At 70.8% G+C, this 23,678-nt stretch carries 17 protein-coding genes; 12 read left to right on the top strand and 5 right to left on the bottom strand.

Annotation, left to right across the window (positions count from 1 at the left end; all coding sequences use genetic code 11):
* Positions 1–199: 199 nt before the first annotated feature.
* Positions 200–1,570 (bottom strand): VanZ family protein, encoded by a 1,371-nt coding sequence (locus ADL01_RS31515; protein WP_159049697.1) that lies wholly within the window; start codon positions 1,568–1,570, stop codon positions 200–202.
* Positions 1,571–1,916: 346 nt separating this feature from the next.
* Between ADL01_RS31515 and ADL01_RS31510 the strand changes: the two genes are divergently transcribed.
* Entirely contained in the window at positions 1,917–3,035 is a 1,119-nt protein-coding gene (locus ADL01_RS31510; protein ID WP_078960859.1) for a helix-turn-helix transcriptional regulator, read from the top strand.
* Here the strand turns inward: ADL01_RS31510 and ADL01_RS31505 are convergent.
* On the bottom strand, positions 2,938–3,975 hold the full coding sequence (locus ADL01_RS31505) for a helix-turn-helix transcriptional regulator (RefSeq protein WP_107091042.1): 1,038 nt from the start codon (positions 3,973–3,975) through the stop codon (positions 2,938–2,940). The two genes, ADL01_RS31510 and ADL01_RS31505, sit on opposite strands and share 98 nt — an antisense overlap.
* A gap of 27 nt (positions 3,976–4,002) precedes the next feature.
* Positions 4,003–4,986, bottom strand: a complete 984-nt coding sequence (locus ADL01_RS31500; RefSeq protein WP_053745426.1) for a hypothetical protein — start codon at positions 4,984–4,986, stop codon at positions 4,003–4,005.
* A gap of 339 nt (positions 4,987–5,325) precedes the next feature.
* Between ADL01_RS31500 and ADL01_RS31495 the strand changes: the two genes are divergently transcribed.
* From ADL01_RS31495 to ADL01_RS31480, 4 genes are all read left to right on the top strand, one after another.
* The gene (locus tag ADL01_RS31495) at positions 5,326–5,679 is read left to right on the top strand and encodes a hypothetical protein (protein ID WP_053745425.1); all 354 of its coding nucleotides are present in this window, start codon (positions 5,326–5,328) and stop codon (positions 5,677–5,679) included.
* 325 nt (positions 5,680–6,004) lie between these two features.
* The gene (clpB, locus tag ADL01_RS31490; RefSeq protein WP_053745424.1) at positions 6,005–8,602 is read left to right on the top strand and encodes an ATP-dependent chaperone ClpB; all 2,598 of its coding nucleotides are present in this window, start codon (positions 6,005–6,007) and stop codon (positions 8,600–8,602) included.
* Between the two features lie 197 nt (positions 8,603–8,799).
* The gene (locus tag ADL01_RS31485; RefSeq protein WP_053745423.1) at positions 8,800–9,339 is read left to right on the top strand and encodes a YbjN domain-containing protein; all 540 of its coding nucleotides are present in this window, start codon (positions 8,800–8,802) and stop codon (positions 9,337–9,339) included.
* Positions 9,340–9,570: 231 nt separating this feature from the next.
* Complete coding sequence (locus ADL01_RS31480) at positions 9,571–13,197, top strand: BTAD domain-containing putative transcriptional regulator (RefSeq protein ID WP_234354857.1); 3,627 nt, start codon at positions 9,571–9,573, stop codon at positions 13,195–13,197.
* Between the two features lie 73 nt (positions 13,198–13,270).
* On the opposite strand, the gene ADL01_RS31475 is transcribed toward ADL01_RS31480, so the two are convergent.
* Positions 13,271–13,837: a hypothetical protein gene (locus ADL01_RS31475; RefSeq protein WP_053745422.1), complete on the bottom strand. Its 567-nt coding sequence runs from the start codon at positions 13,835–13,837 to the stop codon at positions 13,271–13,273.
* Positions 13,838–14,053: 216 nt separating this feature from the next.
* Complete coding sequence (locus ADL01_RS31470; protein WP_053745421.1) at positions 14,054–15,262, bottom strand: pyridoxal phosphate-dependent aminotransferase; 1,209 nt, start codon at positions 15,260–15,262, stop codon at positions 14,054–14,056.
* Between the two features lie 830 nt (positions 15,263–16,092).
* Between ADL01_RS31470 and ADL01_RS31465 the strand changes: the two genes are divergently transcribed.
* The 7 genes from ADL01_RS31465 to ADL01_RS31435 all read left to right on the top strand — a co-directional run.
* A complete protein-coding gene (locus ADL01_RS31465) occupies positions 16,093–16,611 on the top strand; it encodes a DUF2617 family protein (protein WP_053745420.1) in 519 nt (172 codons plus the stop codon).
* Between the two features lie 138 nt (positions 16,612–16,749).
* Complete coding sequence (locus ADL01_RS31460) at positions 16,750–18,393, top strand: polyamine aminopropyltransferase (RefSeq protein ID WP_053745419.1); 1,644 nt, start codon at positions 16,750–16,752, stop codon at positions 18,391–18,393.
* A 128-nt stretch (positions 18,394–18,521) separates the two neighbouring features.
* On the top strand, positions 18,522–19,367 hold the full coding sequence (locus ADL01_RS31455) for a carbon monoxide dehydrogenase subunit G (RefSeq protein ID WP_053745418.1): 846 nt from the start codon (positions 18,522–18,524) through the stop codon (positions 19,365–19,367).
* Between the two features lie 278 nt (positions 19,368–19,645).
* Positions 19,646–20,446, top strand: coding sequence for an aldose epimerase (locus ADL01_RS31450; protein ID WP_053745417.1), 801 nt, complete (start codon positions 19,646–19,648; stop codon positions 20,444–20,446).
* 25 nt (positions 20,447–20,471) lie between these two features.
* A complete protein-coding gene (pyrE, locus tag ADL01_RS31445) occupies positions 20,472–21,032 on the top strand; it encodes an orotate phosphoribosyltransferase (protein ID WP_053745416.1) in 561 nt (186 codons plus the stop codon).
* A 181-nt stretch (positions 21,033–21,213) separates the two neighbouring features.
* The gene (gene fbaA, locus ADL01_RS31440; RefSeq protein ID WP_267889949.1) at positions 21,214–22,263 is read left to right on the top strand and encodes a class II fructose-bisphosphate aldolase; all 1,050 of its coding nucleotides are present in this window, start codon (positions 21,214–21,216) and stop codon (positions 22,261–22,263) included.
* A 75-nt stretch (positions 22,264–22,338) separates the two neighbouring features.
* Positions 22,339–23,678, top strand: a 1,340-nt coding sequence (locus ADL01_RS31435) for an MFS transporter (protein ID WP_053745414.1), incomplete at its 3' end; no start/stop codon positions are given.

Below are 23,678 nucleotides of genomic sequence, written 5' to 3'. Positions count from 1 at the left end.
GGAACGCTTATGGCCCCGAATGGAGGGGGGCACCCGGCCGGGCCGCTTCGGGCGATCCCCCGTTCGCGCCTCGCGGCGCCCCCCGTTACGCCCTGGGAAGCGCCTTCAACGATGCCCGCTCGGCACGATGCGCCTGGACGCGCCCCGCTTCGAGGCACCCGACGGCAGCTCCACCAACCACCGGTCCCCACCCTGCCGGCTACCCCGGGGGCGTTCCGCTGGTGACCTCACCCGAAGCGGCATCCACGCTCATCGACTCCGCTTCGCCGCCGTCCGGAATCACACGCACCAGCCATACCGCTCGCCATTCGCCCCGCACCCTGTATGCCCTCTTCGTCACCGCGCCTACCTTGGCGGTCGCCGGCTTGATCTCCTCGCGTACTTTGGTCTCTGCCTGGGCCTTGCTCACAGTTACGGCAGGCAGGTCCTCCAGAATGTCCGGACCCGAGTTGACCGAGAGCTGTGAAACCCGGCCAGCTGTGTTCAGCTGCACGTCCAGCGCCCGGGGCATCAGCACCCCGTCCTTTGCCCAGCGCCAGGACGTCATCCACCCGAACTCGCCCATGGATGTCGTCTGCCGGTGCTGCGCCTCTGACACCCACGGGTAGTGCGCGTTCGCGTAAGCCGTCGCAATTCGCTCCGCCTCGGGCTTGCTTCGAGGTTTCGTGGCGTGCCCCACCGCGAACGACACCTGCCCGGGTTCGCTGGACGCCTCCAACTGGACTGAAAGGTAGTCAGCCTCCGGCCAGGTGAGGGTGGCCGTGAGCGGCTCCTTGAAGGTGACCAGAAGCGATCCCGGCGCACCGTCCACGCCCGGCGACACCTGAACCGCAGAGATCGTGTAGCGGTCGCCGAACGCTTCCCGGATCGCGGATTCGGCCGTCGTTCGCTCGTCCCCTGCTGCTGTCCGCAGGCCCGTGCCGTCCACCACCTGGGCCTGGACGAACAGGCCGAAGACGAGTGCGGTCACCAGCCCGGTGCCCGCAGCGATCACGCCGGTGCGCCGTGCGTCGGCCGTGAGGGAGACACCCTTGGCCCTGCCCGCCGCACACCCGCAGGCCACGCCGAGAACCGTGCCGAGCGAGTTCATCTGGACGTCGCCGCTGTCACAGGCGCCGCCCATCGAAGCGACGAGCGACTGGCCCACCTCGATCAGCATCGACCCCAGGACGCCCGCTGCCACCACCGGCATCGCGCGGCGTGTCGCCAGCACACCGAAGAAGCCCAGCGGCACGAACAGGACAGCGTTCAAGACGCCCTGCTCGGTGACCAGGTGCTCCCACAGATCCTTGTTGATCGTGCACCAGCCGTTCGCCCCGCCCGAGCGGGTCGGGAAGAACACGGTGGCCCCCAGTACGAGGACCACGCTTGCGCCGGTCAGGCCCCACCACGGACCGGAGGCGCCCTTGGCACGGGCGTAGAAGGCGGTGGCCACGCCCACGGCAACGCCGGCCAGCGTGAGCGCAACGAGGAACGCCAGATGGTCATGGAGAACTGCTTGAAGCATCGCGGAGAATTCCTGTTCACTATGCGAAGTGCGCGCCCGGATGATGCAGATCCGGGGGCGCACCGTGTCGCGAAGGCCCGCTCAGGTCACTGTGCGGTTGCCGCCGATGCGGGCATCCCCGTACCTACGATGGCCGCGATGGCGAACGCGCTCCACGAAGGCACCTATGACGTTCTTCACGAGATCTCCTTCGGATGCCAATGAAGCCAGCAAAGCGCCTCCAACAGTGGCCCCACGAGTAACGCCCCACCACCGTCAGCTTGTTGCAGGGTTACGAGTGGAGGAGGGGAGAAAGCCGGACATAGTAAGGGGATTGGGGGCGCGCGACGGGCCGGGCCGTGTTGCGGACCACGTCCGGGCCGCGCATAGTGGCGCTGCGAAGTGCTGGAACCAGTGGTGGGACGGGGCGATGGCCGGGCACGGGACGGACGAGCATCCACACGGTGCTGACCGACTGTGCGAAGCCGGGGATCGTGTGTACTCCCGGGCCGTACGGCGGGGCCGTGTGCGGCGCCGGGATGCCGAGCCGGTGCCGTGCCTTCTCGAACTCGCCCTGCTGCACCCCGATCCCGACGACATGGCCTGGCTGGTGCCGACCTCCCCGCAGGAGGTCATGACCCGGCTGCTGCGCGGCGTCTACGACGAGGTCAGCGCGAGCCAGCGGCGTGTGGGCTCCGCCGTCGCCGCCTTCGAGTCGTACGCCCGCCTCGGCAGTCAGATCCAGTCCGCCGGGGCCGGCTTCGGAGAGGGCACCGCCCTGCGCGTACTGGACGGTCTCGCCCGTATCCAGGCCGCGATGGACGAGGCGACGGAGGCCTGCACGACCGAGGTGCTGACCGTGCAGCCCGGCGGTATCCGCCGCGAGTACGAACTCTCGGAGGGCCTGCACCGGGCCCTGGCGCTGCGCGAGCGCGGAGTTCGGATGCGGGACCTCTACAACCACGTGGCCCGGCACGGCCAGGGCCTGCTCAACTACCTTGAACTGATGGGCGGCACGGTCGAGGGCCGCACCCTCGACGAGGTGGTCGAGCGCCTGATCGTCTTCGACCGCACGGTGGCGTTCATCCCCGCGAACGCGGAGCGGACGGTGGCACTGGAGATCCGGCATCCGGCGCTGGTGCAGTACCTGGTGACGGTCTTCGAGCGGCTGTGGCGCTTCGCCGTACCGCTCACCGCCCCGCTCCCCGACACGGGCATCGAGGGCATCTCGCACCGGGAGCGGTCGATCGCCGCGCTGCTCGCGGAGGGCCATCAGGACGCGGTGGTCGCGGAACGCCTGGGCATCAGCGTCCGGACGTGCCGGGCGCACATCGCTCGGTTGTCGGAGACGCTGGGGGCGGTGAGCCGGACGCAGCTGGGGGTGCGGATCGCGCAGGCAGGGCTGGACGGGCCGCCGGGGGCGCCAGGTGTGGGGGACTCGGGCGGCGTGCTCAGCCTTCCCGGGCCGACGGCTGAGTCGGCGGCTGAGCCTGGTTCGACTCCGGGTCTGGCTCCTGCTTATGCTCCAGAATCCCCGACTGTCCGATGAGATAGCCGAGTTGGGCGCGGCTGTCGCTGCCGAGGGTGGTGGCGAGTTTGGCGATGTGGACGCGGGCGGTGCGGACGTTCAGGCCGAGGCGGGTCGCGATGACGGCGTCGGTGTGGCCCTCGATGAGGAGGGCGGCGATGGCCCGTTGGCGGGGGGTGACACCGTTGAGGGACGGGCGTTGGACGGCCTGGGGGTACATCGGGGTGGCCAGGTTCCAGAAGCGCTCGAAGACGGTGACGAGGTACGTGACCAGGGTCGGTTGGCGGATTTCCAGGGCGAGCTTTTTGTCCTTGCCAGCAGGGATGAACGCTACGGTCCGGTCGACGACGATCAGCCGGTCGGTGACCTCGTCGAGGGTGCGGGCCTCGGTATCGCCTCGCAGCTGTTCGTAGCGGGCAAGGACGGTGGGCGCATGGCGGAGCGTGGATTGGTAGAGGGTACGGATACGGCCACCTCTGTCGAGCAGGGCTTGGTCGCGGCCCAGAGAGGCGGCCCGGTACTGGGGAGCTCGGTGGGTTCCGTTGGTGTAGGGCTGGATGGCGAGGAGTTCGTTGGAGGCGTCGGCCATGGCCCGGGAGATCGCGAGGTTGATCCGCTCGAAGCCGCTCAGGACGCTGATCAGGGGTGTGCCGGTCCCAGAGTCCGGAACGTCGACGTGCATCAGGGGCTCGAAGGCCTCGGCCAGCACTGCTTCCTGCTGCCGCCTCCTGGCCGTGTCCTCCGCGCTCTCGCGCAGCAACCGGGAAAGGGCCAGCGTGGGGGCCAGCGGGCGCAGTCGGTGCGGCTCCTCGAGGTCGGGCCGGAGCAGTCCGAAGTCGATCAGGCAGGGGGTGGTCCCGGCCGCGTCCGCCGTGACGCTGCCGTCGCGCAGCGCGCGGACGTACAGGCTCATGCCTGCCGCGCACAGTTCCTCGGCCCCGTGTGGGTGCCGTGCGGCCACAGGTGACTCCCTTTGACTCCCAGGTGCTCAGCGTTCCTGGTCGAGTATCCCTGACTGCGCGATCAGGAACCCGAGCTGGGCGCGGCTGCCGCTGCCCAGGGCGGTGGCCAGCTTGGCGATGTGGGCGCGGCAGGTGCGTACGTTCATCCCGAGGCGGCGGGCGATGGCCTCGTCGACGTGGCCTTCGATGAGGAGCTTGGCGATGGAGTGCTGGATGTCGGTGATGCCGTCGGGCGCGGTCCCGTAGGGGGCGCCCGCGCTAAGGGGTACCGCACGGTTCCACATGAATTCGAACACCTTGATGAGATACCGGACTAGACCTGTGTGCCGCAGCTCCAGTGCGACCTGCCGGTCGTCGCGTACGGGGAGGAAGGCAACCGTTTCGTCGCAGATGATCAGGCGCTCGACCAGCTCGTCGATCGTGCGGTATTCCACCTTGCCGTCCGCGAACTGGTCCACGTACGCGAGACGCTCGGGGTTGTAGCGCGCCGTGTGCTGATACAGGGTGCGCAGCTTCACACCACGTTCGATCAACGGGCGGTCGCGCTCCAGCCCCTGGAGGAGGCTGCGCTCGGGACGGGCGCCGCCCTGGCTGGGCTGGACGGTGAGCATCTCGGTCTGACACTGGGCCGTGGCGAGGTTGAGAGCGGCGTTGATCCGGTCGTTGCCCTCCAGCACGGTGATCGCGTGCAGGCCCGCCACCGGCTGGGCGGTGAGGGCCATGAAGGGTTCGAAGGAGTCGACCAGTTCGATCGAGTGCCTTCTGCGCTCGCTGATCTCGCGCTCTATCGGGTCCAGCCACTGGGTGAGAGCCACCGACGGGGGCACCGGACGCAACCAGGTCGGATCGTCGGGATCGGGTTGAAGAAGGGTGAACTCCATCAGACAGGGAGTGTTCGAAACCTCCGCGCGGGCGATGCGCCCGGTGCGCAAAGCGGCCGCATAAAGACGGCTGCCCTCCTCGCACAACTCGGTCACCGCATGGGGATGTGTCGCTTTAGTCCCATTCATCACCAAATCTCCACCCCCCAGGGTCCTGAACGTGCAGGAACATGATGCATCGATTGTGTGGCCATGACGTGCCCGAATGAGCCATCGTCTTACTCGACGGGGGAAAGAGGGACCTTCAAGTGAGGACGAAGCCGATTATGCGCAAGAAAATGCTTCGGTGGGTGCTTGTCGCAGCCTTCTCTGCCGTCGCGACTTTCGGAGCACTGGGTGGTCTGTCCGGTGCGGAGGGTGACAATAGGGCGGACAGCGTCTGGCCGCCGGCAAGCACGCATGCCGTAGTTGCCGGTGACACCTTTGCGGGGTCCTCCGACGGTCTGTTTGACAGCGTTTGGGAATGACATGACGACTCCACCCGACGACCGTTCCTTCCGTCGCGAGATGGCCACGGCCTACCGCTCCGGCTGGCACTTCATCGACCTGGTCACCGCCATCCCCCACAGTGGTGACTCGCTGATGGTGACCGTGTTCGGAGAGCCGGTCGTCGTGACGCGGGACGATGAAGAGGACGTCCGGGCGTACCGGTGTCTGCGGCGGCCTCGGGGGGCGCCGCAGCCCGTACGGTGTGCCATTCGGTACGGCATGATCTTTGTGAACCTGGACCAGCGCGACCACCGGCTGGACCACCCTGACATTCCGGATATCCCCGATATCCAGGACATGCAGACCATCTCAGCCACCCCCCGCAGTGCCTGACGCGATTCCCCCGTCGCAGTAGATCGCTCAGGTGCTTCCCCCCAGTAGCGGCGTCACCGTGACCTGAACACGGTGACGCCGCTGCTGTTTCCGGGGATATTTCGGGGTTTGGGTGTGTTTCGGTGGGCGTCCCGCATCCGCCCGTTGGCCGGAAGTGGCCGTTCCGCGCCCCCGTCTCCGCCGCTCGTCCGCCATCCGGGACGGGCGGCTTTTCCGTCTGTCCAGTTACCCCTCCGGTCACCTCCCGCTCGTACCTTGAGTGGAATAGACTCAACTTTGTGTACGTTGGCCGTGTCAGTCATGGAGTGGAAGGGAGACAGCGACCGTGGACGCCGAGCTGACCAACAGGAGCCGGGACGCGATCAACGCGGCCACCAGCAGGGCTGTGTCCGGGGGGCACCCCGATCTGACCCCCGCGCATCTGCTGCTGGCGCTGCTCGCCGGGGAGGACAACGAGAACATCGTCGACCTGCTGGCCGCGACCGACGCCGACCAGGCGGCCGTACGCTCGGGTGCCGAGCGCGTCCTCGCGGGGCTGCCCAGCGTGACCGGCTCGACCGTCGCACCCCCGCAGCCCAACCGGGAACTTCTCGCGGTCATCGCCGATGCGGCCGAACGGGCGAAAGAGCTCGGCGACGAGTACCTCTCCACCGAGCATCTCCTCATCGGCATCGCCGCGAAGGGCGGCGCCGCCGGGGACGTACTCTCCCAGCAGGGCGCCGGAGCGAAGAAGCTGCTGGACGCGTTCCAGAAGAGCAGGGGAGGGCGTCGCGTGACCACAGCCGACCCCGAGGGCCAGTACAAGGCCCTCGAGAAGTTCGGTACGGACTTCACGGCCGCCGCCCGGGAGGGCAAGCTCGATCCGGTCATCGGGCGTGACCAGGAGATCCGCCGGGTCGTGCAGGTGCTCAGCCGCCGTACGAAGAACAACCCCGTCCTCATCGGCGAGCCCGGCGTCGGCAAGACGGCCGTCGTCGAGGGCCTCGCCCAGCGCATCGTCAAGGGTGACGTGCCGGAGTCCCTGAAGAACAAGCGGCTGGTGTCGTTGGACCTCGGCGCGATGGTCGCCGGGGCGAAGTACCGGGGCGAGTTCGAGGAGCGGCTGAAGACGGTCCTCGCGGAGATCAAGGACTCGGACGGCCAGATCGTCACCTTCATCGACGAGCTCCACACGGTCGTCGGCGCGGGCGCCGGCGGCGACTCCGCGATGGACGCCGGCAACATGCTGAAGCCGATGCTGGCGCGTGGCGAACTGCGCATGGTCGGCGCGACCACGCTGGACGAGTACCGCGAGCGGATCGAGAAGGACCCCGCCCTGGAGCGCCGCTTCCAGCAGGTCCTGGTGGCGGAGCCGAGCGTCGAGGACACCATCGCGATCCTGCGCGGCCTCAAGGGCCGGTACGAGGCCCACCACAAGGTCGTCATCGCCGACAGCGCGCTGGTGGCCGCGGCGACCCTCTCCGACCGTTACATCACCTCCCGCTTCCTCCCCGACAAGGCGATCGACCTGGTCGACGAGGCGGCGTCGCGGCTGCGGATGGAGATCGACTCCTCGCCTCTCGAGATCGACGAACTCCAGCGCGCCGTCGACCGGTTGAAGATGGAGGAGCTCGCGCTGGACCGGGAGACCGACCCGGCCTCGCGCGAGCGTCTGGAACGGCTGCGCCGTGATCTCGCCGACAAGGAAGAGGAGTTGCGCGGTCTGACGGCCCGTTGGGAGAAGGAGAAGCAGTCCCTCAACCGGGTCGGCGAGCTGAAGGAGAAGCTCGACGAACTCCGCGGCCAGGCCGAACGCGCCCAGCGCGACGGCGACTTCGACACCGCCTCCAAGCTCCTCTACGGCGAGATCCCCGCCCTGGAAAGGGACCTGGAGGCAGCCTCCGAGGCCGAGGAGGAGGCGTCCAGGGACACCATGGTCAAGGACGAGGTCGGCCCCGACGACATCGCGGACGTCGTCGGCTCCTGGACCGGTATCCCCGCCGGCCGTCTCCTCGAGGGCGAGACCCAGAAACTCCTGCGCATGGAGGAGGAGTTGGGCCGCAGGCTCATCGGCCAGTCCGAGGCGGTCCAGGCGGTCTCGGACGCCGTACGCCGGACCAGGGCCGGTATCGCGGACCCCGACCGTCCCACCGGCTCCTTCCTCTTCCTCGGCCCGACGGGCGTGGGCAAGACGGAACTGGCGAAGGCGCTGGCCGACTTCCTCTTCGACGACGAGCGGGCCATGGTCCGCATCGACATGTCGGAGTACGGCGAGAAGCACAGCGTCGCGCGCCTCGTCGGCGCCCCGCCCGGCTACGTCGGCTACGAGGAGGGCGGCCAGCTGACGGAAGCGGTGCGGCGCCGCCCGTACAGCGTGGTGCTTCTGGACGAGGTCGAGAAGGCCCACCCGGAGGTCTTCGACATCCTGCTCCAGGTCCTCGACGACGGGCGCCTCACGGACGGCCAGGGCCGTACCGTCGACTTCCGCAACACGATCCTGATCCTGACGTCCAACCTCGGCAGCCAGTTCCTGGTCGATCCGGTTACGCCGGAGGAGGAGAAGAAGCAGCAGGTGCTGGAGGTGGTGAGGGTCTCTTTCAAGCCGGAGTTCCTGAACCGGCTTGACGACCTGGTCGTCTTCTCCGCCCTGGACAGGGCGGAACTGGAGCGCATCGCGGGCCTCCAGATCGACCGCCTCGCCAAGCGCCTGGCCGACCGCCGCCTCACCCTCGATGTCACCCCGGCCGCCCTGGCCTGGCTCGCCGACGAGGGCAACGACCCGGCCTACGGCGCCCGCCCGCTCCGCCGCCTGATCCAGACGGCGATCGGCGACCGCCTCGCCAAGGAGATCCTCGCGGGCGAGGTCAAGGACGGCGACACGGTCCGGGTAGACGCGTTCGGGGAGGGGCTGATCGTGGGGCCGACGACCGGCAAGACGCTGTAGCGAGCCGACTGCCGCCGGACCCACGACAGCGGGGTCCGGCGGTGTCCCGCGGGTCTTCGCACGCCGATTTCGGACGCCTCTGCCCGGCACACGGGGGCGGCTGTTGCCGGTCGGGGGCGAAGCAAGAGAGGGTGGGGCGTGTAGGTCTGGTCTCAGCGATGGCCGGACGAGCCAGACGAGTGCAGGAGAGCCCACGTATGACCATCGACCCGTCCTCGATTCCGAACTTCGGGGGCCAGCCCGAGCCGCAGCCCGGCGGCCCCGCAGGCCCCGTCGTCCCGGATCAGGACCTTGTGAAGCAGCTCCTCGAACAGATGGAGCTGAAGTACGTCATCGACGACGAGGGTGACCTCGCGGCGCCGTGGGAGCAGTTCCGTACATACTTCATGTTCCGGGGTGAGGGCGACCAGCAGGTCTTCTCGGTGCGTACGTTCTACGACCGCCCCCACCAGATCGAGGAGAAGCCCGTGCTTCTCGAGTCGATCGACGACTGGAACCGCCGGACCCTGTGGCCCAAGGTCTACAGCCACACCCACGACGACGGCACCGTCCGTCTGATCGGTGAGGCGCAGATGCTGATCGGGACCGGGGTGAGCCTGGAGCACTTCGTCTCGTCGACGGTGAGCTGGGTGCGGGCCGCGATCGAGTTCGACAAGTGGCTCGTCGAGCAGCTCGGCCTGGAGCCGGACGCCGAAGGCGTCGAGGACGCGGAGAAGCCTGAGGACGACGAGGCGTAGTCCTGCCCGTACGCCTGTGTGTGCCTGTGTGTGGAGGAGCCCGGCCGGGAGGCCGGGCTCCCGCCGTTTCCGGGACGACCGATCGCCCTACTCGCGAAGCCGTCCGGTTCGCCCTTCAGCCTCGGCCTCGCACGCGCCACGCCGAGATTCCACTTCCCCTCTGCCTGATCGGATCATGTCACTATCCTGGCCCGGCTGCGGGGGGCAGGCACAGGGGGGAAGGGGCAGGCAATGATGAGTCGGTGTCCAAAGCCCGGCGCGCTGGGGGAACTGCTGCGCGGGTACCGGTTCGCGGCCGGGCTCGGCCAGCGGGCGCTGGCCGAGCGGGCGGGGATCAGTGTCCGGACCCTGCGTTACCTGGAGCAGGGCCACGTCCGCCGGCCGCACGCCGACTCGATCCAGCACCTGGCGGTGGCGCTGAACCTGTCGGGTGCCGCGCGCACCCGGCTGCTGGAGGCCGGCGAAGCCGCGGCGTCCTCGCCGCGGACGGCAGGACTGCGGGTGACGGTCCTCGGCCCACTGGCGCTGCACCGTGACGGCAGCCCCGTCGAGCTCCCGTCGGTGCTGCGGCGCAGCCTGCTGGGACTGCTGGCCATGCAGCCGGGCGTGGTGGTCGGTACCGACGAGATCGTCGACGTGCTGTGGGGGGAGCAGCCGCCACGTACCTGCCGCCAACTGGTGCAGACCTACGTCAGACACCTGCGTGATCTGATCGAGCCCAACCGGCCGGGGCCCGACGCGGGGCGCGTGCTGCGGGCGACCAAAGGCGGGTACCGGGCCGATCTGTCGGCCGAGGAATCCGATGTGGCCGCCTTCGACGAGTTGCTCGACGAGGCCCGGCGCGCCGAGACCGGGGGCGACAGCGCCGCCGCGCTGGAGGCGTACGGCCGAGCGCTGCGCTGCTGGCGAGGACCGGTGCTGGCCGATGGCGGCGAGCGGCTCCGGGCACATCCCGCGGCGGTCGCGATCGGCGGTCGTCACGTCGCCGCGGCTGTGGCCCGGGCGGACCTGGCGCTCGCGCTCGGCAGCGCGCAGGACGTGGTCGCCGACCTGCGTGAGCTCAGTACGCGCGAGCCGCTGCACGAAGAACTCGCCGGCCGGCTGATGCTGGCCCTGGCCGCGTGCGGCCAGCAGGCGGCGGCGCTCGACGTCTTCACGCGGATCAGCGGGCGGCTCGACGCCGACCTGGGACTTCAGCCCTCTGCGGCACTACGCGCCGCGCAGCTACGGGTACTCCGCGGAGAGGTCCCCCCGAAGCCGCCCGCCTTACCCGTCTTACCCGCGCGGGTGTCGCCCCAGGCCGCCGACAGGCCGGTCCCGGCGCAGCTTCCCGGGCCGACGCCGGGCTTCACCGGCCGGGCCGATCAGTTGCGGCAGCTGGACGCCCTGCTTCCCGACCCGGCGCAGGGGGACGGCCGACACCAGCCGCAGGGGACGCTGCTGGCGGCGATCACCGGTACCGGTGGTGTGGGCAAAACCGCCCTGGCGGTGCACTGGGCGCACCGGGTACGCGACCGCTTCCCGGACGGCGAGCTGTACGTGGACCTGCGAGGTCACTCGGCGCAGGCTCCGGTGCGCCCGATCGAGGCGCTGGCCCGGTTCCTGCTGGCCCTGGGCGTGGCGGCGGAGCGGATTCCCGGGACGCCCGAGGCCGCCGCCGACCTGTACCGCACCCTGTCCGCCGGACGGCGGATGCTCGTCGTGCTGGACAACGCCGTGGACCCGGAGCAGGTCCGGCCGTTACTGCCCGGCGGGCAAGGCTGCGTGGCGCTGGTCACCAGCCGTGACCGGCTGGCCGGGTTGGTGGCCCGGGACGGCGCTCGCCGTATCGCGGTGGACATGCTCACGCCCGAGGAATCCAGGTTGCTGCTGCGGCGTGTGGTCGGCGAGAGCCGCGTCGACGCGGACCCGCAGGCGGCCGCGGACCTCGCCCACGCCTGCGGCCACCTTCCGCTGGCCCTGCGGATCTCCGCCGCCAACGTCGACCAGACCCCCTGGCGTACCCTGCGCGACCAGGCCGACGAACTGCGCGAGGGCGACCGGCTGACCGCCCTGTCCGTCACCGGCGACCAGACCACTGCCGTACGGACGGCTTTCAGCCTCTCCTACCAGGCCCTCGACGCCCCGGTCCGGCGGATGTTCCGCCTCCTGGCCCTGCTGCCCGGCCCGGAAACCGGCCTTCAGGCCGTCGCCGTCGTCACGGGCACCACCGCCGAGGACGGCGCCCGGCTGGTGGAGCGGCTCACCGCCGCCCACCTGCTCCGCGAGTACCGGCCCGGACGCTACCGCTTCCACGACCTCGTGGCGCTGTACGCCGCCGAACGACTCCGCCTGGAGGAGAGCGACACCTCCCGCCGAGCCGCCTCCGACGCCCTCTACGACTGGCTGCTGGCCGCGGTCGATCGCTGCGCGCTGCTGCTCTACCCCGGGATGAAACTTCGCCTGCCCGGGGACGACGACGCCGCCCGGAGCGATGCGGCGCCGCCGGAGATCACCGACGCCGCGTCGGCGACGCGCTGGCTGGACGCCGAACTGCCCAACCTGGCGGCGGCCGTTCACCAGGCCGCCGCCGAGGGCCACCGGGCGGCCCCGCTGCTCGCCGACGCCCTGCGCGGCTACGCCTGGATCCGCAAGCACACGGTGGACTGGACGGCCCTCGGCCAGGCCGCTCTGGCCGTTGCCCGCGCCGCCGGCGAGCCTGTCGCGGAGGCCTCCATGCATCACTTGCTCGGCCACGCGCACGTGCGGCAGGGGCGCGTCGGCACCGCGATCACCGACTTCGAGCAGGGCCTCGCCCTCGCCGAGGCCGCCGGCTGGCCGGAGGGAGCCGCCATCGCGCACACCAACCTCAGCATGGTCACCCGGCTCAGCGGCCGACTGCGGCGCAGCGCGGAGCACCTGGAGCGGGCCATGGAACTCGACCGGCAGGGCGGCCTGTCGGACGGGCACCCCGTCGTCCTCGGCAACCTCGCCCACGTGCTGCGTGACCTGGGCCGTCTGTCCGAGTCACTCGACTGCCTCGTTCGGGCGGAGCGCCTTCCGGAGGCCCTGGACAATCAGTACAACCGGATACGCAGGCAGGCCGACCTCGGCCGTACCCGGCATCTGCTCGGCGACCCGGCAGGCGCGACGGGCCACCTTCAGGCGGCCCTGGCGATGGCCCGGGAGTGCGGTGACCTGGGCGGCGAGGCGTATGTGCTGCGGCTGACGGCCTCCGTCGGCAGGGACGCGGGCGACCTCGGCCGTGCCCTGGACCTGGCGCGGACCGCCACCGCTCTCAGTGACCAGGACGTCGACGACTACTTCCGGGCCGCCGCCCGCATCACCCTCGGTGGTGTGCTGCTCGCCCTCGACCGCCCCGGCGAAGCCTCCGAGGCATGGCGGGAGGCGCTGAAGCTGGCCCGTGAGCGTGGCGCGCATGATCTGGAGGCGCGTTCCCTGATCGCGCTGGCGTCCGCTCGGCGTCCCCTGGACCGCGAACAGGCGGCGACAGCGCTGGATATCACCCGCCGCACGGAGTACGTCCTGGTCGAAGGCGAGGTACTGACCGTCCTGGCCCGCGGCGGCCTGGAACACGGCGAACCCGCCGTCGCGGCCGACTACGCCCGCCAGGCCCTGGCCATGCACCGCCGCTCCGGCCACCGCAGGGGTCAGGCACAGGCCCTGGACCTGCTCGGCCGGGCCGTCGACGCGACGCGCGAGGAGGCCCCCGCGCCGTACTGGCGAGAGGCCCTGGAGATCTTCGACACGCTCGGCGACCGCCACGCCGCAGCAGCCCGACAGCGGCTCGTCACCGCGGAAAGGAGCGGTGAGAGTGGGGAGCCCAAGCACGACAGAGCCCCGGCCGGGCACCCCTGAGGGGGGAGCCCGGCCAAGGACGGTCTGGCCCGCGGCTGGTCGCAGCGGTTCGGACGCTCTTACTGCTGGACGCTCAGATCTTCTTCCAGGTCAGTTCCATCTGGTCGCCGTGGCGCCAGCCGCGGGTGTGGACCTGGTCGGTGCGGGCCCTGTCGCGCTCGTTGATGTAGGGGGACCTGGCGTCGACGTTCTGCCCGCTGTCCAGGTAGGACTGCAGCGCCGAGGCCCCCCAGCCCTCCTGTCCTCCCCAGGACCAGAGTTCGTCGTTCCCGTTGCCGCTGGTCCCCTCGGGCTCCATCCACACGTTGTTCTCGTTGCCACCGTGGTAGGCCATCACCTGGTCCTTGCCCAGGTTGTACAGCGTGAACTGCCCGTCGGTGCCGAACTGCTTCCACCGGCAGTAGAAGTTGCCGCTGGCGGCACTCTTGGACACCATCCAGAGCGCCTGGTTGTCGGGCGAGGCGCACAGCACGGAGTCGTCGAACCTGCCGTTCTGCAGCATCACCCCCGAGGCGGTGGCGGCGGCCGAGGCCGACGTGGCCGGCGCGGCGGTGAGGCAGAGCGCGGCGAGGCCGGCCGCTGCGGCGAGGCGGGCCGCGAGGCGGCGTCGGCTCTGAGAAACCCCTGTGGATGAAGACATGTGAAGAAACTCCCTACCTGTGTTCCAGGACTGAGGACCCGGACAGGTTTCCCTGTCAGGTGTGTCCGTCCCTCCGCGAGCTCCGGAGTGGACATGCCAAAAGTAGGGTTGGGGCGCGTGTACCGCGCCGCACGCGCGACGCAGCGGAAAACCCCTGCTGGCGGCGGTGATGCGGCAAGAACCGGCAGAACGCGGGGCGGCGGTGGGCGGGCGGGGTCAGTGCGTGAACGCCTTGCGGAGCCGTTCCGCCGCCTCCTCCAGCACCGAGGTCCGCTTGCAGAACGCGAACCGTACGAAGGGCGCGCCCTCCTCGCGGTGGTCGTAGAAGACCGCGTTCGGAATCGCGACCACTCCCGCCCGCTCCGGCAGGGCGCGGCAGAAGGCGAAGCCGTCGCCGCCCTCGGACAGCTCGGCGCCGAGGGGGCGGATGTCGGTGGTGACGAAGTACGTGCCCGAGGGGGTGAAGACCTCGAAGCCCGCCTCCTTCAGCCCCGTCGCCAGCAGGTCCCGCTTGGCCCGCATGTCCGCGCGGAACGCCTCGAAGTAGCTGTCCGGCAGGGCCAGCGCCTCCGCGACGGCGTACTGGAAGGGCCCGGACGCCACATACGTCAGGAACTGCTTCGCCGAGCGGACCGCCGAGACCAGCTCCGGCGTGGATGTGACCCAGCCCACTTTCCATCCGGTGAACGAAAACGTCTTCCCGGCGCTCCCGATAGAGACCGTCCGTTCGCGCATCCCCGGGAAGGAGGCCAGCGGCAGATGTCCGGCGTCGTCGAAGACCAGGTGCTCGTACACCTCGTCGGTCACCACCAGCAGGTCGCGTTCTACGGCGAGCCGCGCGATCTCGGTCAGTTCGTCGCGGGTCAGGACGGTGCCCGTCGGGTTGTGCGGGGTGTTGATCAGGAGCAGCCGGGTACGGGGTGTCACCGCCGCCCGCAGCTCGTCCAGATCCAGCCGGAACGCGCCCTCGTGGGGGCGCAGCGTGACCGGTACGCGCGCGGCGCCCGCCATCGCGATGCACGCCGCGTAGGAGTCGTAGTACGGCTCCAGGGCGATGACCTCGTCGCCGGGCTCCACCAGGGCCAGCAGGGCCGCCGCGATGGCCTCCGTGGCGCCCGCCGTCACCAGGACCTCGCGGTCGGGGTCGTACGACAGTCCGTACCGGCGTTCCTGGTGCGCGGTGATCGCCGTCCGCAGCTCGGGGACGCCCGGACCCGGCGGGTACTGGTTGCCGCGGCCGTCGCGCAGCGCACGTACGGCAGCCTCGCGGATCTCCTGCGGGCCGTCGGTGTCCGGGAAACCCTGGCCCAGGTTGATCGAGCCGGTGGTGACGGCGAGCGCCGACATCTCGGCGAAGATCGTCGTCCCGAACTCGGCGAGCCGGCGATTGAGGAAGGGGCGTTCGCTGCTGGTCATGGTCGTCATCCTGCGCCGAAGCTCTGGACTTCCTCAACTCTGCTTTCGCGGCCGGCACAGGCGGGCATCCCCCCGTCACGCAAGACGCGAGGCGCCCACGGGGGGCCGCCTCGGGGGAACGAGAGGAGGGTGACGTCATGGCCGTAGGCATCATCGCCATAGTCATCCTGGTGGGCCTGTTCATCGTGGTGACGTCGGTGGTTCGGGCCGCACGGGGGAGCTCGCGGCGGGTCCGGTCGGGGCACTACCGGCGGCAGCGGGGGAGCGGGGGAAGCGACAGCTGGTGGGCCGGGGGAATGGCGGGCTCCGGCGGCGGTGACTCCGGGAGCAGCTCGTCGTGCGGTTCGAGCTCCTCCTGTGGAGGGGGCTCGTCGTGCGGCGGCGGGTCCTCCTGCGGGGGAGGCGGGGGCGGATGCGGCGGAGGCAGCTGACACGGGGCAGCTGAGCTTCGGATCCCCGCGAGGGGGAACCGCGTCCGGAACACGGGGGGAGCGCCCGCCGGGACGACGTACGCACACACGTCGCCCCGGCGGGCGCTCGTGCGACCGCTCGCGGGCGTCCCTCGCGCGCTCGGGCGTACGCCGTGGTTGCACAGTTGAGCTGTGAGCCCTCTGAGGGATGGAATCCCCACGAAGTTGGGTAAAAACGCTGTTGCGGCGCCATCGTTCATGATTCCCTCTAAGCCACCAACACAGCCCCTCGGACGTCCCTCCTGACTGGGCTGACCGGACCGATCTCCCGCCATCGACGCCTGTCGACCGGAGCCCGCCGGACCACCCCGCGCTCATCCACACCTCGCTCATCCACACCTCCCTTATGCGTGCTAGCGGAGCCGACCCATGCTCACGACCCTTCACACTGCCTACACCGACACGCGCGCGGCCGACCTCGCCTGGGCCCTGGGCCGGGAGCCGTTACCCGCTCTCGCCACCCTCGACCTCGAACTGGATGACGCGAAACTCCAGTTGAGACTCCTCGGCGCCTCCCACCAGGTGCTGCTCGACGAGCGAACGGGCATCTGCTCGGAGACGGTCGCGTGCATCGCGGGCTCCAGCGCCCCCCTTCCGCTCGGCGTGGTCAAACGAATCGACGACTGGGAGTACGAGTTCGCGGCGAGAGTCGAGGTCCTGTCGCCGGGGTCGTTCGCCGGACGCGCCCAGGAACTGCTGGCCCTGGTCGCGGACCATCCGCACGGCCTGGCCGGCGTCTTCCCTGGCAGCCCGCACGCCTTCACCGCGATGCTCGCCCAGCGCCACGAGGGCCAGGTGCACTGGAGGACCTGGCACGCCTACCCGCAGGACGGGCAGCTGGTGGCGACCAGGACGCGGGTGGGGGTACGGGTGGCGGCGGCGCTCTGACGCTCCGAAACGCTCCCAGAACTCTCCGAGGACACGCCGGGCGTGGCTCCGGAAGTTCACACCACCTTCCTCCGGGTAAACAGAAACCACACGTGTGGGTGCCAGGGTGCACCGAGGGTGTGACGTAGCGTTCCCACCGTGATCGAAGCGCACGTGCCGGCCGCGCCGGGCAGTCCCCCGTCCTGGGACGGCCCCGCGCGGCTGCCCGTCCGGCCCGCCACCGGCCGGTTCCTCGTCCTCGCCGGGGTATTCGTCTGTGCGGCCTGTGGACTGGTGTACGAACTTGAGCTCGTCGCGCTCGCCTCGTACCTGATCGGCGACTCGGTCACCCAGGCGTCCGTCGTCCTGTCCGTGATGGTGTTCGCGATGGGCATCGGCTCGCTCGCCGCGAAGCGCCTGCGCTGCCGCGCCGCGGCCGGATTCGGCGCGGTCGAGGCGGCGCTCGCCCTGGTCGGCGGATGCAGCGCGATGGCCCTGTACGCGGTGTTCGCGTGGACCGGCAACTGGGGCGGCCCGTGGGCGAACGGCCCCCGCGTCCTCCTCGTCACCTTCTCGCTCGCCATCGGCCTGCTGATCGGCGCCGAGGTGCCGCTGCTCATGGAGCTGATCCAGCGCATCCGCCGCCAGGACGCGGGCGGCGCCGTCGCCGACCTGTTCGCCGCGGACTACGTGGGCGCACTGGTCGGTGGGCTCGCCTTCCCTTTCCTGCTGCTCCCCTGGCTCGGCCAGCTCACCGGCGCCCTGCTCACCGGCACGGTCAACGCGCTGGTCGGCGGCGCGCTCGTCCTCGGCCTGTTCCGGGGGGACCTCACCCGGCGCGGACGCTGGCTGCTGGCGGTGGCCAACGTGACCGTGATCGCGGTCCTGGCCGCCGCGGCCGTACTCGTCGGCGACTTCGAACGCGCCGCCCGGCACGCGGTGTACGGCGACGACGTACGAGTGGCGCTGCGGACCGGCGTACAGGAGGTCGTCCTCACCGGCGGCACCCACGGACGGCCCCTGAACCTGTTCCTCGACGGCCGGCTGCGGGTCGGCGGGCGCGACGAGCGGCGCTACCACGAGGCACTCGTCCACCCCGCGATGTACGGCCCGCACGCGCGCGTGCTCGTCCTCGGCGGCGGCGACGGGCTCGCCGCCCGGGAGGTGCTGCGCCGGCCGGGCGTACGGCGGGTGGACGTCGTCGAGCTGGACGCGGACGTGGTGCGGCTGGCGCGCCGGGACCCGGCCCTCGCCGCCCTGAACGAGCACGCGTTCGACGACCCGCGCGTCCATGTGACGACGGCGGACCCCTTCCGGCTGCTGCGCGGTGCGCGGGCCGCGTACGACGTGGTCGTCTCGGACCTGCCGGATCCCGGCATCACGGCGAGTACGAAGCTGTACTCGCAGGAGTTCTACGGGCTCGCGCGCCGGGTTCTCACCGACGGCGGCCGGCTGGTCGTGCACGGCGGGCCGGTCTCCTCCGGGCCGCGCGACTTCTGGACCGTCGAGACGACCATCAGGGCCGCCGGCCTGCGCACGGCGCCGTACGTCGTGACCGGAGGCGACACCGGTCGCGCGGCCGGACCGGACCCCGCGGTGGCGGGGGCGGTGCGGGCGCCGCAGGACTGGGGGTTCGTGCTGGCGACCGCGGCGGGACCCGCTCCCCGGCTGCGGGTGGACGAGGCGACCGGGCCTCGGCTGCGGACACTCACCCAGGCGCGGCTGGAGGCGGACGCGCGGGCCGCGGCACGGACGCGGGTGGTGGGGTTGCGGGCTTCGACGCTTGTCCATCCGCGCTACTGAGGAGGGCGGGGGCGCTCGGCGGAGAGTGCGCGGGGTGGGGCCGCGCGGGTGTGGATCAGCGGAGATACCGCGTCGAATCCTCGGATGCGCGAGTGTGGCCGGGGTCACCCTGGGTACTCTCGGGTTCCATGGACCATGAGGTGTTCGTTCCGGTTCCGGCCGAGCGGCTGAGGGACGTTCTCGCCGACCCCGCGCGCGTTGCCCGCGCGGTCCCCGGACTCCAGCAGGACGCGGGCACCGAACCTGCCGCCGCCGGGGTCGCCGGCCGGCTGAAGGTGCGGGTCGCGGGGCACACGATCACCTATCGCGGGTCCCTGCGGGTCGCTGTGACGGATGCGGCCGAGGACGCGTACGTCGTGGAGGGCGATGCCGTCGAGGTGCGCGGGGGCGGCGCGGTGAAGCTGGCGCTGACGTTGCGGCTGCGGGGGGCCGAGGACGCGGACGGCGATGCCGGCTCCGGTGAGGGGGGTTCCGTGCTGGTGTTCGGGGGCACGGTGACCGCGGACGGGCGAGTGACCGAGCTTCCCGCGGAGGCGGTCGCCGCGGCGGGGGCGCGGTTGCTCCGGCGGTTCGGGGAGGGGCTGGGCGAGGTCGCGGTCGCCGGGGAAACGGAGGCCGAGGGGCCGTCGGAGGTGGTGGAGGTCGAGGTTTCCGACGCCGGCCTTTCCGCCGTCGCTGACATTCCCGACGATCCCGGCGGGCTCGGTGACGATGACGTCGAATCGGGTGGTCAGGTGCCGGAGGGGTTCGTCAGCGCCGTGGAGCCGCCGGCCGAGGCCGCGCACGCGCGACGGACGATGATCGGACGCAGCGCGGAGGAAGTGGATCACGCGCCGCCGAGGGGGCGCTACGCCCCTGTGCCGCCCCCGGAACAGGTGGTGGCGAACATGACGCTGCGGTGGGCCGCGCCGGCCGCCGCGTTGGTGGTGGCGTCGGCGATCGTGGTGGGACGGGCGTTGCGGAAGCGGCGCTGAGGTGAAAGGAAACGGCTCCGGCGGCGGGGGATCGTCGCCGGAGCCGTTGATCCGCTACCGGAGCGGCGGAGTCCGTGGAGTGCTCACCGTGAGGCGGGCGGTCAGTTCGTCAGGCGGAAGGTGGCGTCGCCGCGGCCCAGGGTGGTGGTGATGGGGTTGAGGCGAAGCTCGTAGGCGTAGTGGCGGAGCCCGTCAACGGAACTGACCAGACCCGTGCCGATCGGTTCCTCCCGCCACCGCGCCCCGACCCGGGCCGTGGCGCCCGGTAGGGTCGACGCGTGAGTAACGATGACATCACGCTGGCCGCGGGTGACGCGGAGGTGACCGTGCAGCCGGAAAACGGCGGCCGGGTCGGAGGGTTGCGCGTCGGCGGAGTCGAACTGCTGCGGCAGGGCGACAAGTTCGGGTGCTTTCCGATGGTCCCCTGGTGCGGGCGTACCCGCGACGGACGGTTCCTCGACGGCGGCACGGTCCGTCAACTCCCCCTCAACGCCGGGCCGCACGCCATCCACGGCACCGTCCGCGACGGTGCCTGGCGCGTCGCCCACACCTCCGCAGACCAGGCCGTGATCACGTACGACCTCGTGGAGCCGTGGCCCTACCCCGGGCGCGTCACCCAGGTCGTCGCGCTGACCCCGGACGCGCTGACCCTCACCATGTCCGTGGAGACGTACGGCGATTCCTTCCCGGCGCAGATCGGCTGGCACCCCTGGTTCAACCGGAGCCTCGGCGGCGGGGACGCGCCGGGGGAGGTGCAGGTCGCCTTCACGCCGGCCTGGCAGGAGGAGCGCGGCGACGACCACCTGCCCACCGGGAAGCGTCTCGACCCGCAGCCCGGACCGTGGGACGACTGCTTCGGCATGCCCGGCGGTGTCGACGTCACCCTCACCTGGCCGCAGCGGCTCGAGCTGAAGGTGACCAGTCCCGAGGAGTGGGTCGTCCTGTACGACGAGCAGGAGGCCGCCGTGTGCGTGGAGCCGCAGACCGGCCCGCCCAACGGGCTCAACACCCTGCCGCGTCTCGTCACGCCGATCGAGCCGCTCGAAGCGTCGACGACCTGGAGCTGGCGGAGCCTGTGACGACGCGACGTCTACGCTGGCTGCCATGAGTGACGTAGACGTACGCGGCGCGCTGCTGCAGCAGATCAAGGACAAGGCCGTCGTGCACGGCAAGGTGACCCTGTCGTCGGGGATCGAGGCCGATTACTACATCGACCTGCGCCTCGTCACCCTCGACGGCCAGGCCGCGCCGCTGGTCGGGCAGGTGCTGCTCGATCTGGCGGCGGAGGCCGGGCTGGAGTTCGACTCCGTGGGCGGGCTGACCATGGGCGCCGACCCGGTCGGCACGGCGATGATGCACGCCGCCGCGGCTCGCGGGCAGCGCCTCGACGCGTTCGTGGTGCGCAAGGCGGCCAAGGCGCACGGGATGCAGAAGCGGGTCGAGGGGCCGGGCATCGCCGGGCGGCGCGTGCTGGTCGTCGAGGACACGTCCACGACCGGCGACTCGCCGCTGACCGCCGTGGCGGCCGTGCGCGAGGCCGGCGCCGAGGTGGTGGGCGTGGCGACCATCGTCGACCGGGCGACGGGCGCCGCCGAGAAGATCGAGCAGGGCGCCGGAGTCCCGTACCTCTTCGCGTACTCGAAGAGCGACCTGGGCCTGGACTGAGCACCGGACTCCGGACCAGACCGAGTGGCGGGCTCCGGACCGGACCTTGTACCGGGCGAGACGTCTGGAAAGATGGGGCCGACGATGACGTCGCTTCCCAGGTCTCGTAGCCAGGTCAGGGCCGTAGGTATACAGGCAGTACGCCAGATCTTCGATCTTCGGATCGCCAACCCGCACGCACATCACGAGGAGCGGACACATGCCCATCGCAACCCCTGAGGTCTACGGCGAGATGCTTGACCGGGCAAAGGCAGGCAAGTTCGCCTACCCGGCCATCAACGTGACCTCGACCCAGACGCTGCACGCTGCGCTGCGCGGCTTCGCGGAGGCGGAGAGCGACGGCATCATCCAGATCTCGACGGGTGGTGCGGAGTTCCTGGGCGGTCAGTACAGCAAGGAGATGGTCACCGGTTCCGTCGCGCTGGCCGAGTTCGCGCACATCGTCGCCGAGAAGTACCCGGTCACGGTCGCGCTGCACACCGACCACTGCCCGAAGGACAAGCTCGACGGGTACGTACGTCCGCTGCTCGCGGTCTCCGAGGAGCGCGTGAAGGCCGGCCGCAACCCGCTGTTCCAGTCCCACATGTGGGACGGGTCGGCGGAGACCCTCGCCGACAACCTCTCCATCGCTCAGGAGCTGCTGGCCCGCGCCGCCGCCGCGAAGATCATCCTCGAGGTCGAGATCACGCCGACCGGTGGCGAGGAGGACGGTGTCTCGCACGAGATCAACGACTCCCTCTACACGACCGTCGATGACGCCGTGCGTACGGTCGAGGCCCTCGGTCTCGGTGAGAAGGGCCGCTACCTGCTCGCCGCGTCCTTCGGCAACGTCCACGGTGTGTACAAGCCGGGCAACGTCGTCCTGCGTCCCGACCTGCTCAAGGAGCTGAACGAGGGCGTCGCCGCCAAGTACGGCAAGCCGGCCGGCTCGCAGCCGTTCGACTTCGTCTTCCACGGCGGCTCCGGCTCCTCGGCGGAGGAGATCGCCACCGCGCTGGAGAACGGCGTCGTGAAGATGAACCTCGACACCGACACGCAGTACGCCTTCACCCGTCCCATCGCGGACCACATGTTCCGCAACTACGACGGCGTCCTCAAGGTCGACGGCGAGGTCGGCTCCAAGTCGACCTACGACCCGCGTACGTGGGGCAAGCTGGCCGAGGCGAGCATGGCCGCGCGTGTCGTCGTCGCCACGCAGGACCTGCGGTCGGCGGGCACGAAGATCAAGTAACCCACCGGCCGTTTCGGCGGTTTTCGCGAGCCCGGCGTCTGTCTACGGCGCTGGGCTCGCTGTATACCTGGGGGCATGTCGGATGTGCGGCTCGCCTCACCGCAGGGCAAGTGGATTCTGCTGACCACCGTCCTCGGCTCCAGCATGGCCCTGCTGGACTCGACCGTCGTGAACGTCGCGCTGCCGCGCATCGGCCGTGATCTCGACGCCGATCTGGGCGCCCTCCAGTGGACGGTCAACGCGTACATGCTGACGCTGGCCAGTCTGATCCTGCTGGGCGGTTCGCTCGGCGACCGCTACGGCCGCCGCCGGGTCTTCGTGGTCGGGGTGGTGTGGTTCGCCGTCGCCTCGCTGCTCTGCGGTCTCGCCCCCAACGTCGGCGTCCTCGTCGCCGCCCGCGCGCTCCAGGGCATCGGCGGCGCGCTCCTCACGCCCGGCTCCCTCGCCATCATCCAGGCCTCCTTCCACCCCGACGACCGGGGGCGCGCGGTCGGCCTGTGGTCCGGCTTCGGTGGCATCGGCGCGGCGGTCGGCCCGTTCCTGGGCGGCTGGCTGGTGGACGGTCCGGGGTGGCGGTGGGTGTTCCTGCTCAACGTCCCGCTGGCGCTGTTCTGCGCCCCCATCGCCGTACGGCATGTCCCCGAGTCCGGCGACGGCCGGACCCTGCACGGCCGCTTCGACGTCCTCGGCGCGGCCCTGGGGGCGTTTGCGCTCGCGATGGTGACGTACGCGCTGATCGAGGCCAGGTCCGGCTCCCTGGTCGTGGTGGGGGCGGCGGTCGTGGGCCTCGTGGCGGGGGTGGCCTTCGTGTACGTCGAGCGGCGGCGCGCCGACGACGCGATGATGCCGCTGGACATCTTCGCGTCGCGCCAGTTCACGGCCGTCAACCTGGTCACCCTGTGCGTGTACGCGGCCTTCGCGGGCTTCTTCTTCCTGTCCGCTCTCCAGCTCCAGGTGGTGGCCGGTTACTCGGCCCTGGGTGCCGGTACGGCCCTGCTGCCGACCACCGCCCTGATGCTGCTGCTGTCGGCGCGCTCCGGGGAACTGGCCGTGCGGATCGGACCACGCGTACCGCTGACGGTGGGGCCGTTGCTGTGTGCGGCGGGGATGCTGCTGATGCTGCGGGTGGGGGCCAGGGCGTCGTACGCCGCCGATGTGCTGCCCGCCGTGCTGGTGCTCGGGCTGGGCATGGTGACGCTGGTCGCGCCGCTCACGGCGAGTGTGCTGGCGTCCGTGGGGACGGAGAGGGCGGGGCTGGCGAGCGGGGTCAACAACGCGGCGGCGCGGGCGGCGGGGCTGGTGGCCGTCGCGGCGTTGCCGCTGGTGACGGGGATGGGGGAGGAGGCGTACCGGTCGGCGGGGGCGTTCGACGAGGCGTTCGGGCGGGCGATGGTGGTGTGTGCGGGGGTATTGGT

The organism is Streptomyces sp. NRRL WC-3618 (assembly GCF_001280005.1).
Classification (GTDB): Bacteria; Actinomycetota; Actinomycetes; order Streptomycetales; family Streptomycetaceae; genus Streptomyces.
The sequence above is the reverse complement of the archived record's forward strand: the minus strand, read 5'-3'. Positions and strand labels throughout refer to the sequence as shown.